The following is a 12,033-nucleotide window of genomic DNA, read 5'->3' as shown; positions in this document are numbered from 1 at the left end:
TATGGCGACCATATCGCCCGCTTCTGATTATGTACCCGCTGCGGCCCCGGCCGCTGCCCCTGCCAGCACGCGCGATCCGCGTCTGGATTTCTATCGCGGCATTGCGATGTTCATCATCCTGATCGCCCATATTCCAAACGATCCCTGGGCCAAATGGATTCCCGCGCGGTTTGGCTATTCCGATGCAACCGAGATCTTTGTGTTCTGTTCGGGCATGGCCTCGGCCATCGCATTTGGAGGTGCATTTCTGCGCAAAGGCTGGTGGATGGGAACCGCACGTGTCGCGTACCGCATTTGGCAGGTCTATTGGGCACATATTGCCCTGTTCTTCTTTGTTGCCATGACAATGGCCGCGCTGGATCAGACTGGCGCGTTCGAGAAAACCTATGTCTCGTCGCTGAACCTACAGCATTTCTTCAATGATCCAGCGCCGCAAATGGTCGGGATTTTCACTCTGACCTATGTTCCGAACTACTTCGATATCCTGCCGATGTATCTGGTCGTACTGGCGCTGATGCCGCTTTACATGGCGCTCCATCGCGTCAGTTTCTGGCTGATGGCGGCAGTTTGCGTGGCCATCTGGTTCATCGCACAAACCGGCGCGCTGGCCCTTCCCGCTGAACCCTGGTCCGCGCGCCAGTGGTTCTTCAACCCTTTTGGCTGGCAATTGCTGTTCTTCACCGGTTTTGCCTTCATGCGCGGTTGGATTCCGGCCCCGCCCGTGTCGAAATCTTTGATCTGGGTGGCGATTGCCTTTGTCGTATTGTCAGCCCCGTTCGGGTCTTGGAAGGTCTTCACCTGGATCAATACGGCTGCGCCCGAGCTTGGCGCAATGATCCGCAAGGGCTGGCCCCTGACCGAAGAGCTGCGCGGCAAGACCGAGTTCGGCCTTCTGCGATATGTCCACTTTCTGTCGCTGGCCTATCTGGGATGGGTTGCAGCGGGCGAGCACGGCCACCGTCTGATCGCGACAGGCCATGGTGTGGGCGCACGTATCTGGCAATTCCTGCTGGCCGTTGTCACCAAAGTCGGCCAGCAATCCCTTGCCGTCTTTGTGTTTTCCATGGCCGCGGCCCGGCTGATCGGCGTCGCGCTGGATCAGGCTGGGCGGGATGTCGCCACTGTCTTTGTCGCCAACATGATTGGGTTTGCGATGATCATCGGCGTTGCCTATCTGGCAGCTTGGTTCAAGTCACAACCCTGGAAGTCGAAGAAATGAAATTCACCCGCCGCGCATTCCTCGTCTCGACGACTGCTTTGGCCTTTGCCCCGACCGCGTACGCGACGGGCGGTGAAACGCCTTTTGACCGCGACTATGTGATCAAAATGGCCCGCGATCTGGCCAGCCGCCCCTATGTGGAACGCGAGATGGTACCGCAGGAATGGCAGGACCTGACCTATCAGCAATACCGCTCCATCCGGTTCCGACTTGATCGGGCGCTGTGGTATGAAACCGAGACGCCATTCAATGTCGATTTCTTCACCCCCGGCCTGTATTTCCCCCGCACCGTAAAGGTGGAGACGGTCGAGAACGGCATGACCAAGCCGGTCGCCTTCGATCTGGAAATGTTCGACAAGTCCGAAGACGTGCCGCAACTGCCGATCGATGACACGCTGGGCTTCTCGGGCCTGCGCCTGCGCACTGAAATGCACCGCCCCGGCAAGACAGATGAATTCTGCGTCTGGCAGGGGGCCAGCTATTTCCGCGCCATTGGCCTGCATGAGGTTTACGGACTGTCCGCGCGGGGTCTGGCGTTGAAAACCGGCGATCCGGATGGCGAGGAATTCCCCGAATTCATCCGGTTCTGGCTGGAGCGTCCCGAACCGGGCCAACGCAACATGGTCGTGCATGCATTGCTGGACAGCCCCAGCGTGACCGGCGCCTATCGTTTCAACGTCACGGCGGGCGCGGATTGCATCATGGATATCGAGGCAACGCTGTTCCCGCGCGAAGACCTGTCCCATGTGGGCATCGCTCCGGGAACTTCGATGTTCCTGTTCGACCAGACCAACCACAGCCGGTTCGACGATTTCCGCCCTGCTGTGCACGACAGCGACGGCCTGCTGATCCGCAATGGCGCAGGCGAAGTGCTGTGGCGTCCGTTGGCCAACCCGACCCGCTTGCAGGTTTCATCCTTCGTCGACACAAACCCGCGCGGGTTTGGTCTGATGCAGCGCAAACGAGAGTTTTCGGACTATGCCGATCTTGAAGCCAATTACCACAAGCGCCCGGGCCTGTGGGTCGAGCCCCGTGAAGATTGGGGCAAAGGCTCGGTCACGCTGGTCGAGATCCCGGCAGATCAGGAAATCTATGACAACATCGTTGCCTATTGGCGGCCCGCTGAACCCTATGCGGCAGGCAGTCAGGTCGACCTGTCCTATCGCCTGATCTGGGGGGAAGAACCCCAGCGCACACCGATGCCACGCGTGATCAACACCGCGATGGGCGAAAACACTTTTGGCGAAGGCCGGTTGGCCGTCATCGACTTTGAAGAAAGCGATTTGTTCGCGGATATAGACGCGATCACGATTTTCGTGGATTCCCCCCATGCGGAAACCTCGGAAGGCGTCTTGCAACGCAACCCGGATACCGGTGGCCTGCGTCTGGCGTTCTCATTCCAGCCCGGCGAGCGTAACCATGTGGAATTGCGGGCGCAGTTGCTGAAAGACAAACAGCCTGCCTCAGAGGTCTGGCTATACCGTTGGACCACATGAGCAGCGATCTGCATATCATGCCGCCCGAGGCGCCCCTGGCGATGCCTGCGCAGAACTTCAGCGCACGGTTCCGGGATGCGGATGCACCTTCCGGTCAACACAAATCATCTGCCGGATTCTGGCGCGCACTGGCCTTTTCGCCTGCAATGGCCGCCACTCTGGCCTTGCTATGGGTCATGAGCGATTGGTTCGGTGCGGAAGGCATCAACGTGATTGAAGGCATCCTTTTAACTTTGATTTCGTTCAACTTCTTCTGGATTTCCTTCACCGTCTGCACCGTTTTGCTGGGCATGGTATCGCTGGCAAAACAGGAACGTCCCGAGCGCCTGACCGCAGCGCAACCCCTGCGGGTGGCCCTGCTGACCCCGGTGTACAACGAGGTCCCCTGGAACGTACTGGGCAATGCCCGCACCATGCTGGAGGATCTTCAGGCACGCGGCGGGAAACATCATTATGCCATGTTCATTCTGTCGGACACGCGCGACCCCGAGATTGCGGCGCAGGAACAGGCCAGCGTCGAGGCGCTGCGCACCACGCTGGCACCTGGGCTTGAGCTGTACTATCGCCGCCGCGAACAGAATACCGATCGCAAAGTGGGCAACATTGCCGACTGGGTCAGCCGCTGGGGCGCGGATTGGGATGCCATGCTGGTGCTGGATGCCGACAGCCTGATGACCGGGCGCGCGATCCATCGCCTGACTGATGCACTGGCATGCGATCCGGGTGCGGGCTTGATTCAAAGCTATCCGCAGTTGATCGGCGCGCAGTCGGTCTTTGCCCGGATGCAGCAATTCGCAAATGGCGTCTATGGCATCGCCTTTGCCGAAGGTCTGGCCCGTTGGTGCGGGCAAGAGGGCAACTATTGGGGCCACAACGCGATTATCCGCACCAAGGCCTTTGCCACCAGCGCCGGACTGCCCAAGCTGCGTTCGTTCAGCGGTCAGGACAAGCTGATCATGAGCCACGATTTCGTCGAGGCCGGCCTGCTGCGCCGTGCCGGATGGGCCGTGCGCTTCCTGCCGCGTATACGCGGGTCATATGAAGAAACACCGCCCACCCTCATCGATCACGCCATGCGGGACCGCCGCTGGTGTCAGGGCAACCTGCAACACCTGAAACTGCTGGGTTCTTCCGGATTCCGTGCCGTGTCGCGGTTCCACATGTTCCATGGCGCAGTCGGCTATCTGATGTCCCCGTTGTGGTTTGCACTATTGTTGATGTGGGCGCTGATCGGTCAGGGTCAGGATGCCTCTGTCCTGCATTATTTCAGCCCCGACAATCCTCTGTTCCCGCAATGGCCCGAGATGTCGGAAACCCGTCACGTGCTGATCATTCTGGTCATGTACGCGATGCTTTTGGCCCCCAAGGTTCTGGGCGTTCTGGCCCTGCCGCTGAGCGGTGTACGCTATGCGGATTTCGGTGGCGGGCGCAAATTCCTCGGCTCTTTCCTGGCCGAGGTTCTGTTGTCGATCCTTTACGCTCCGATCCTGATGGTGCAACAGATGATCGCTGTTTTCCGTACGGCTTTTGGCATTCAGCACGGCTGGTCGCCACAGGCCCGCGACGGTGGCACCTATGGTCTGCGAACGCTGATCCTGTGCCACGCGCTTGAAACCGTAAGCGGAGTGGCGCTGAGCGTCGGTATCCTGTCCGGTCTGGTGTCGATCTGGCTGGCCCCGATCGCCGTCAGCCTGGCGCTGGCTATCCCGTTGTCGGCGCTCAGCGGTGTCTCGGCAGGTGCCGCCCGCAAGATGGTCGGAATGCGAGAGGATTTCAGCGAACCCGCCATTACCCGGTCAGCGCGCCGCTATCGCGATGAACTGAAGCGACTGGTCGAAGGCAAAGGCAACATGACCCCGGCCGAGTGATCAGCTGCCGGGAAGCCCTTCATACCAATCGACCATCATGTCGGCCCAGCCCGCGGGAACGGTGTGCCCTCCGGGAAACAAAGCAAATTCCAGCGCGCTGCCTTCGGCACAATTGGTCCAGCGGCGGCGCATGAATTCACCCGTCGTGCTGAACCCGGCCGGTTTGTGATCGACACAACCGTTGGCATCACGCCAGATTTCCAGGCCCGCGTAGATATCCCCCTGCTGAAAGCGCCCTCCGCCCAGCAGGCGCCCTTCCAGCGGCACCACATTGTCGGTCCAGCCATGCGTATGGAACATGCGGATCGGACCTTTGCAGGCATCAGGGTGCGGGCGCCAGAAACCACCGGACACCGGAACATAGGCCGAGAACGCATCGGGGGCCTTGCAAGCCAGATAGTTCACCATGAAAGCGCCAGCGGAAAACCCGCCCAGCAAGACACGGTCGGCGTCGATACCAAACCGCTTTGCCGCGTCTTGCACCACTTCGGTCAGAAAGGCGGTTTCGTCCCGATCCCCAAAGCCTAGATAGAAATTCCAGCTTTTGATTCCGCCCCGGTCGGGCCGTTCCAGCCCCTCAGGGGCCATCACCGCATACCCGCGTTTCAACAGCGGTTCGACCATCCCGCGATTGCGCATCGTACCCGACCCGCTGCCGCCATACCCGTGCAGGAACACCACCATGGGCGCATTGTCCGCATCGGGCAGTTCGATGTGGTAGGCTCCCATGGGAGTCTCACAGGTATCCTCTTGGCCGGCACACCCCGCGAAAGCGCTCTGCCCGGTCACTGACAAGGCCAAAGCCAGGCTGAACTGCCGGATCATCCTGCATCCTCATCATATTTGCGCACCGGCAATCCGGCCCGAACCCATCCCGGCCCTGCGGCCGAACCCAGCATACCCTCTGGCACGTCAATCACATTGGTGAATCCAGCCTGAATCAGGTGGTTGCTCAGGCGTGCTGAACGCACACCGCGCGCGCAGATCAGCGCCACTGGCGCTGCCTGATTGCCGCCGGTCAATTCCACCAGTGCATTGACGAAATCTTCTCGCCGCATGTCCAGCGGCACAGCACCCTCGCCAATTCCGGATGCCCGCCATTCGCGCGGCGTGCGGATATCGACCAGCAGAATGCGCCCGTCTGATGCCTGTTCATGAGCAACGGCTACGCTGATCCGGCCGCCGCCGTGGTCTTCGGGGATCAAACGGTATTCCCTGATCGCAAACCCGCCTGCGATCGCAGCACAAACGCCGATCAACATCCATCTTCGGGCTCGGTTCACTTTCTCGGCCAAGATTCAGCCTCCTGTTCGCTGAGATTTGTTCTATCACAGATGGTCTGAAACGGGGGCGTTGAAAAACTCCGACCCGCATCAAGATCGCGTCATTTTTTCGCAACATGGCAGAATTCCTGACCGGGCCATTAGGACTCTGTAAAAAAGTTACAATATCTGGACAGTCGGGAAAATATCCTTACAAAATTGGCTTCACACTGACCGCCCAGATCGGAGTATCGCACTTGTCCCTATTCCTTATCGCGGCCCTTCCCTTCCTTGGCGCTGTTTTTCCCGCCCTGCTGATCCGGGCAGGCCGGAACGCAGCCGCCTCCGCCGCCGGGTTGACCACATTCCTGGCCCTGATGGGCTTGTTGATTCATATCCCGTCAGTGATGCGCGGAGAGGTGGTGACCGCCCGGTTCGATTGGATACCGGGGCTGGGTCTGAACGCAAATTTCATGCTGGACGGATTGGGCTTTTTGTTCGCGTTGCTGATCCTGGGCATAGGGTTGCTGATCATCCTTTATGCAAGGTTCTATCTGTCGCGCGAAGACCCGATGGGGCAGTTCTTTACCTATCTTTTGCTGTTTCAGGGCGCGATGGTCGGGATTGTCCTGTCCGACAATATCCTGCTTCTGCTTATTTTCTGGGAACTTACATCGCTCAGCTCATTCCTGCTGATCGGCTATTGGAAGCACCTTCCCGAAGGTCGTCAGGGCGCGCGCATGGCCTTGGCTGTCACTGGCTCTGGCGGCTTGGCGATGATTGCCGGGATGCTGATCCTCGGCAATATCGTGGGGTCCTACGACCTCAGCGTCATTTTGCAGAACAAAGAACTGATCCAGGCTTCACCCTACTACATGCCGGCGCTGATCCTCATCCTGCTGGGCTGTTTTACCAAGTCGGCGCAGTTCCCGTTTCATTTCTGGCTGCCGCACGCCATGGCCGCGCCGACACCGGTTTCGGCCTATCTGCACTCTGCCACCATGGTGAAAGCCGGCTTGTTTCTGATGGCACGGATGTGGCCGGTTCTGGCCGGTACGGATGCGTGGTTCTATATCGTGGCCACCACGGGTCTGGTTACCATGCTGATCGGCGCGTCTATCGCGTTGTTCAAGGACGATCTGAAGGCATTGCTGGCGTTTTCGACCGTATCGCATCTGGGCCTGATCACCATGCTGCTGGGCTTTGGCACAAAGATTGCAGCCGTCGCTGCCGTGTTCCACATCATCAACCACGCGACGTTCAAAGCCGCCTTGTTCATGACCGCCGGGATCGTGGATCACGAGACCGGCACGCGCGACATCAAAAGGCTGGGCGGCTTGCGCCACCTGATGCCGATCACCTTCACCATTGGCACGATTGCCGCCCTCTCGATGGCCGGGCTGCCGCCCTTGAACGGCTTCCTGTCCAAAGAGATGATGCTTGAGGAGACCGTGCATACCACATGGCTTCACTCTCATTACCTGGTGCCGGGGCTGGCGCTGTTGGCTGCGTTGTTCTCGGCTGCCTATTCCTTCCGCTTTGTGAGTCACGTTTTCCTTGGTCCACAGAGGGAAGACTATCCGGCTCATCCGCATGACCCGCCCGTTGGGTTGTGGATCGCGCCTGCATTCCTGGTCGTACTTGTCATCCTGATCGGCCTCTATTCCGCTGCCATTGTCGGACCTCTGGTTGCAGTGGTGTCAAGCGCAGTGATTGGCGGCGAGAAGCTTCCGTATTACTCGCTGAAACTCTGGCATGGCTTCACACCGGCCCTTTACATGTCGGTCGTGGCGACTCTGGGCGGTCTGTTCCTGCTGGCGCTGCACAAACGGGGTGAGCAGATCTGGAACGCCCTGCCCCGCCCCGAAGCCAAACAGATCTTCGAAGCAATCATAGAAGCGCTGACCAGGTTGAGCCGCTGGATCACGGATGAATTGCACAACGGGGTCCTCAGCCGCTATGCCATCATCTTTGTCGCCTTTACCGTTGGCCTGGGTTATTACGCGTATTCGACCGGGACAATTGGTATTGAAACCCGCGTTCCGCTGCCGGCTCAGATCATTCCGATCATTGGCTGGATCTGCCTTGTGGGTGCGACGCTGGGCATCATGTGGTTCCACCGGAATCGTCTTCTGTCGCTGGTATTGATCGGTGTCGTCGGCCTGATCGTTTCGATTGCCTTCAACTATCTCTCGGCCCCTGACCTTGCTTTGACGCAAATCTCGGTCGAGGTGGTGACAATGATCCTTTTGTTGCTGTCGCTGAACTTTCTGCCGACCGAAACGCCCTGGGACAGTTCGGCGGCGCGGCGCTGGCGGGACGCGGCGATTTCCGTGGTCGCGGGCCTTGGTACCGGTGCGCTGATCTACGCGATGATGATGCGCGATTTCGCTTTCCCGACGATTTCAGAGTTCCATCTGGCCAATTCCTACAAAGGCGGCGGCGGCACCAATGTGGTCAATGTGATCCTTGTCGACTTCCGGGGTTTTGACACCTTTGGCGAGATCATCGTTCTGGGCATCGCTGCACTGATCATCTTTGCGCTGACGGAATCCGTGCTCAGCACCAACGTCCGCAGCTATCTGCTGAACCGCAAACCGCACTGGCCTCAATCCGGCGACTCTCATCCCTTGATGATGGTTGTTGTCACCCGCGTCATGATGCCGATCGCACTTATGGTCGGGGCTTACATCTTCTTCCGCGGGCACAACCAGCCCGGCGGTGGCTTTATCGCCGGACTTATCGTCGCCATCGCTTACCTGATGCAGTACATGGCCAGCGGTTATACCTGGGCCATCGAGCGGCAGAGGTTCTATTACCACGGCACCATCGGCTGGGGCGTTCTGATCGCCGCAGCAACCGGACTGGGTGCATGGTTCAACGATCGTCCTTTCCTGACCAGCGATTTCGGCTACATCGACTGGCCTCCGCTGGAGGAGTTCGAATGGGCCACCGCCATGCTGTTTGATACAGGCGTATTCCTGGCGGTTCTGGGTGCGGTCATGCTTGCATTGGACAGCCTGTCCCGCTTTGCGTGGCAGCCGGGAATGGCTCAGGAATTCCCGATGGATATCAACCCACTGCGGGATGATCTTCTGGAAGAAAAACAAGAGAAGGAGCAGTCCTGATGGAAGCGCTCGTAGCCTCCGCCGTTGGCATCATGACTGCCGCCGGGATCTTCCTGATCCTGCGCCGCCGGACGTTTCCGGTCATTCTCGGCCTGTCTCTGATCACATACGCGGTGAACGTCTTCCTGTTCGCGACCGGACGACTGGCGCTGAACGCGCCAGCGGTTCTGAACAAGTACAAGGACGTGCCCTATACCGACCCTCTGCCACAGGCGCTGGTCCTGACGGCTATCGTGATCTCGTTCGGGATGACCGCCGTGATCGTGATGATCTCACTCAGCGCATACCTGTCCGCCAAAGACGACCATATCGACATGACCGCCCAGGACAGTGTTGACGCGCCGGGAGATGACGCATGAACCACTGGATCGTTGCGCCGATCGTCCTGCCCGCGATTCTGGCCCCGTTTATCATCATGGTCCTGCGATACCACCTGGACCTGCAACGTATCTTCTCGGTCGCGGGTGTCGTGGCTTTGCTTGGGATTGCGCTGACGATCACGGCTCAGGCCTCGGGCGGGGACATTCAGGTGTACGAGCTTGGCGACTGGCCCGCCCCCTTTGGCATTGTCATGGTGCTGGACCGCATGTCCGCAATGATGGTTCTGCTGACCGCCCTGCTGGCCCTGCCGATCGTGCTGTATGCCATTGCGTCGGGCTGGGATGACCGGGGCAAGCATTTCCACGCGCTGTTCCATTTCCAACTCATGGGCGTCTGCGGGGCCTTCCTGACCGGCGACGCCTTCAACCTTTTCGTGTTCTTCGAGGTTCTGCTGATCGCCTCTTACGGCCTGATGACACATGGCGGTGGCGCGGTGCGGTTGAAAGCGGGTGTGCAGTATGTGGCGTATAACCTGTTGGGGTCGACCCTGTTTCTGTTTGCCCTCGGTACGATCTATGGCGTGACCGGCACGCTGAACATGGCGGACATCGCCGTGCGCGTTGCAGAAATTCCGGCCGAAGATACCGCATTGCTGCGGGTTGGCGCAGTACTGTTGCTGCTGGTCTTCTGCATCAAGGCTGCCGTTCTGCCGCTGCATTTCTGGCTGCCCGCCAGCTATGCCAACGCTCCGCTGCCTGTTGCGGCCCTGTTTGCAATCATGACCAAGGTCGGGGCCTATTCGATCCTGCGAATGTACACGCTGGCCTTCGGCCCCGACATCGAAGTCACGCAGGGTCTGGTTGGCGAGTGGCTGCAACCTGCGGCGCTGCTGACGCTTGCGGTCGGTGCCGTCGGCATTCTGGGATCGCAGCATATTGCCCGCATGGTTGCCTTCTGCGCCATCGCGTCCATGGGTACTTTGCTGATCGCGATTTCGCAATTCACGCCCGGCGCGACGGCAGCCGCCCTTTATTACGTTTTTCATTCGACACTTGCGACCGCGTTGCTGTTTCTCATTGCTGACCTGATCATGGAACGGCAGGGAGGTGCCATAGCCCCCAAGCCACCGATGCCGCAAAGCGGGTTGATAGCTGCATTGTTCTTTGTCGGCGCCATCGCGATGGCTGGAATGCCGCCGCTGTCCGGCTTTGTAGGCAAGCTTTTGGTTCTGGACGCTTCGCGCGATGCATCCGATGCCACCACGGTCTGGGCGGTTATCCTGATTGGATCATTCGTCACCATCGTCGGGCTCGCCCGCGCCGGGACGCTGATTTTCTGGAAAAGCTACGACGCTGAGGTTGTCACAGCCGATGAAACCGCCGAAGGCGATGAGGCGCCTGCTCCCGCCGCCCCCGAACCGCAACCCGGCCTTGCCTTTACGGCTGTGTTCGGGGCCGTGGCAGGTCTGATCCTGCTGACCCTGTTCGCAGGTCCAGCTCTGGAGTACACGAGCAAAACCGCAGAGCAGTTGTTTACGCCTGAAAACTACATCTCTGCCGTATTGGGAAGGGAAGAGTGATGAAACTGCTGCGCCGGATTTTCCCGCACCCACACCTGACGATTTTGCTGACGCTGGTCTGGATTCTGCTGGCGAACAAGCCTTCGCTGAACTCTCTGGTCTTTGGCCTGATCCTCGGGATCATCATTCCTTTCATCACACAGCCATACTGGCCGGATCGTCCCAAAGTGCGCAACTGGCCAATGGTTGTGGAATACATGCTGGTGGTGCTTTGGGATATCGTGGTTGCAAACGTAACAGTGGCCCGGATCATCCTGTTCAAGCGCAATGATGACCGCCAGCCCAACTGGGTCTGTGTCCCGCTTGAGCTGCGCACCCCCGAAGCAATCACCTTTCTGGCCGGGACCATCACGATGACTCCCGGCACCGTCAGTTGCGATCTTTCGGCGCAGGGGCACAACCTGCTGGTACATTGCCTCGACGCACCGAACCCTGGCGAGGTGCGAGACCAGATCAAGCAGCGCTATGAACGTCGCCTGAAGGAGATTTTCGAATGATCGACTACGCGATTTATTTTGCATTTGCCTGTTTCGGTGCGGCGATCATGATGTGTCTGTGGCGGATCATCACCGCTGACGGGGTTGGCACTCGGGTTCTGGCCTTGGACACGATGGTGATCAACACCATCGCCCTGATGATCCTATATGGGCTGGATCAGGGCACCGAGATCTTCTTCGAGGCCGCCATGATCATAGCCATGCTTGGTTTTGTCTCCACCGTGGCCTACGCGCGCTTCATGTTGCGCGGCAATATTATCGAGTGAGGGCGGGATGACATTCATCGTGGAACTGCTGATCGCCTTTTTCCTGATTGTCTCGGGTATCTTCGGCTTTGTCGGGTCTTTTGGCATGATCAAGTTGAAAGACCCAATGTCCCGCCTGCACGCGCCGACCAAGGCAACGACGTTGGGGGTGGGTGGCGTGCTTTTGGCCTCGATCGCACATTCTGTTTTTCTGGAAGGAAAGCTGTCCCTGCACGAACTGCTCATCACGCTATTCCTGTTCCTGACCGCTCCGATCACGGCCCTGTTCATTGCAAAATGGCACATACACCGTCATGAAAAACCAGAAGACCTGCCGGATGCTGGCGAAGATGAGCTTTGGGCCACCCACGCCGTCGAGCAGGTCGAGGACGTCCCGGACCATAGCGCGAATTGAAAC

Annotated in this window: 11 protein-coding genes; 9 read left to right on the top strand and 2 right to left on the bottom strand. The window is 59.0% G+C overall.

Annotated elements, in window-relative coordinates; genetic code table 11:
• The first annotated feature begins 1 nt into the window (after nucleotide 1).
• From NOR97_RS04405 to mdoH, 3 genes are read left to right on the top strand one after another with little or no spacing between them, the layout of a single operon-like run.
• Nucleotides 2-1,219, top strand: coding sequence for an OpgC family protein (locus NOR97_RS04405; protein WP_257600319.1), 1,218 nt, complete (start codon nucleotides 2-4; stop codon nucleotides 1,217-1,219).
• Entirely contained in the window at nucleotides 1,216-2,715 is a 1,500-nt protein-coding gene (locus tag NOR97_RS04400) for a glucan biosynthesis protein (RefSeq protein WP_257600318.1), read from the top strand. The genes NOR97_RS04405 and NOR97_RS04400 overlap by 4 nt, the downstream gene beginning before the upstream one ends.
• On the top strand, nucleotides 2,712-4,583 hold the full coding sequence (mdoH, locus tag NOR97_RS04395; protein ID WP_257600317.1) for a glucans biosynthesis glucosyltransferase MdoH: 1,872 nt from the start codon (nucleotides 2,712-2,714) through the stop codon (nucleotides 4,581-4,583). The genes NOR97_RS04400 and mdoH overlap by 4 nt, the downstream gene beginning before the upstream one ends.
• Here the strand turns inward: mdoH and NOR97_RS04390 are convergent, their stop codons facing one another.
• On the bottom strand, nucleotides 4,584-5,408 hold the full coding sequence (locus NOR97_RS04390) for a PHB depolymerase family esterase (protein ID WP_374041600.1): 825 nt from the start codon (nucleotides 5,406-5,408) through the stop codon (nucleotides 4,584-4,586). It abuts the gene before it with no gap.
• Nucleotides 5,405-5,845, bottom strand: coding sequence for a rhodanese-like domain-containing protein (locus tag NOR97_RS04385; RefSeq protein ID WP_257600828.1), 441 nt, complete (start codon nucleotides 5,843-5,845; stop codon nucleotides 5,405-5,407). The genes NOR97_RS04390 and NOR97_RS04385 overlap by 4 nt, the downstream gene beginning before the upstream one ends.
• A 257-nt stretch (nucleotides 5,846-6,102) precedes the next feature.
• On the opposite strand from NOR97_RS04385, the gene NOR97_RS04380 reads away from it, so the two are divergent.
• The 6 genes from NOR97_RS04380 to NOR97_RS04355 are packed head-to-tail and all read left to right on the top strand — an operon-like array spanning nucleotide 6,103 to nucleotide 12,030.
• Nucleotides 6,103-8,973, top strand: coding sequence for a monovalent cation/H+ antiporter subunit A (locus NOR97_RS04380; protein ID WP_257600315.1), 2,871 nt, complete (start codon nucleotides 6,103-6,105; stop codon nucleotides 8,971-8,973).
• Complete coding sequence (locus NOR97_RS04375; RefSeq protein WP_117869526.1) at nucleotides 8,973-9,332, top strand: Na+/H+ antiporter subunit C; 360 nt, start codon at nucleotides 8,973-8,975, stop codon at nucleotides 9,330-9,332. Before NOR97_RS04380 ends, NOR97_RS04375 begins: the two co-directional genes overlap by 1 nt.
• Nucleotides 9,329-10,873, top strand: a complete 1,545-nt coding sequence (locus NOR97_RS04370; RefSeq protein WP_170347217.1) for a monovalent cation/H+ antiporter subunit D — start codon at nucleotides 9,329-9,331, stop codon at nucleotides 10,871-10,873. The genes NOR97_RS04375 and NOR97_RS04370 overlap by 4 nt, the downstream gene beginning before the upstream one ends.
• Nucleotides 10,873-11,370 carry a Na+/H+ antiporter subunit E gene (locus NOR97_RS04365; RefSeq protein WP_257600314.1) on the top strand — a complete coding sequence of 166 codons (498 nt, stop codon included), beginning with the start codon at nucleotides 10,873-10,875 and terminating at the stop codon, nucleotides 11,368-11,370. The genes NOR97_RS04370 and NOR97_RS04365 overlap by 1 nt, the downstream gene beginning before the upstream one ends.
• Nucleotides 11,367-11,636 carry a K+/H+ antiporter subunit F gene (locus NOR97_RS04360; protein WP_152457439.1) on the top strand — a complete coding sequence of 90 codons (270 nt, stop codon included), beginning with the start codon at nucleotides 11,367-11,369 and terminating at the stop codon, nucleotides 11,634-11,636. The genes NOR97_RS04365 and NOR97_RS04360 overlap by 4 nt, the downstream gene beginning before the upstream one ends.
• A gap of 7 nt (nucleotides 11,637-11,643) precedes the next feature.
• Complete coding sequence (locus tag NOR97_RS04355; protein WP_170347219.1) at nucleotides 11,644-12,030, top strand: Na+/H+ antiporter subunit G; 387 nt, start codon at nucleotides 11,644-11,646, stop codon at nucleotides 12,028-12,030.
• Nucleotides 12,031-12,033: the final 3 nt, after the last annotated feature.

Source organism: Ruegeria sp. YS9, assembly GCF_024628725.1.
GTDB lineage: Bacteria > Pseudomonadota > Alphaproteobacteria > Rhodobacterales > Rhodobacteraceae > Ruegeria > Ruegeria atlantica_C.
This window is presented reverse-complemented; position numbering and strand designations above follow the sequence as displayed.

Coding starts and splice junctions, on each gene's coding strand:
- NOR97_RS04405 (WP_257600319.1), top strand. CDS start 2: ATGGCGACCATATCGCCCGCTTCTGATTATGTACCCGCTGCGGCCCCG.
- NOR97_RS04400 (WP_257600318.1), top strand. CDS start 1,216: ATGAAATTCACCCGCCGCGCATTCCTCGTCTCGACGACTGCTTTGGCC.
- mdoH (WP_257600317.1), top strand. CDS start 2,712: ATGAGCAGCGATCTGCATATCATGCCGCCCGAGGCGCCCCTGGCGATG.
- NOR97_RS04390 (WP_374041600.1), bottom strand. CDS start 5,408: ATGATCCGGCAGTTCAGCCTGGCTTTGGCCTTGTCAGTGACCGGGCAG.
- NOR97_RS04385 (WP_257600828.1), bottom strand. CDS start 5,845: ATGTTGATCGGCGTTTGTGCTGCGATCGCAGGCGGGTTTGCGATCAGG.
- NOR97_RS04375 (WP_117869526.1), top strand. CDS start 8,973: ATGGAAGCGCTCGTAGCCTCCGCCGTTGGCATCATGACTGCCGCCGGG.
- NOR97_RS04370 (WP_170347217.1), top strand. CDS start 9,329: ATGAACCACTGGATCGTTGCGCCGATCGTCCTGCCCGCGATTCTGGCC.
- NOR97_RS04365 (WP_257600314.1), top strand. CDS start 10,873: ATGAAACTGCTGCGCCGGATTTTCCCGCACCCACACCTGACGATTTTG.
- NOR97_RS04360 (WP_152457439.1), top strand. CDS start 11,367: ATGATCGACTACGCGATTTATTTTGCATTTGCCTGTTTCGGTGCGGCG.
- NOR97_RS04355 (WP_170347219.1), top strand. CDS start 11,644: ATGACATTCATCGTGGAACTGCTGATCGCCTTTTTCCTGATTGTCTCG.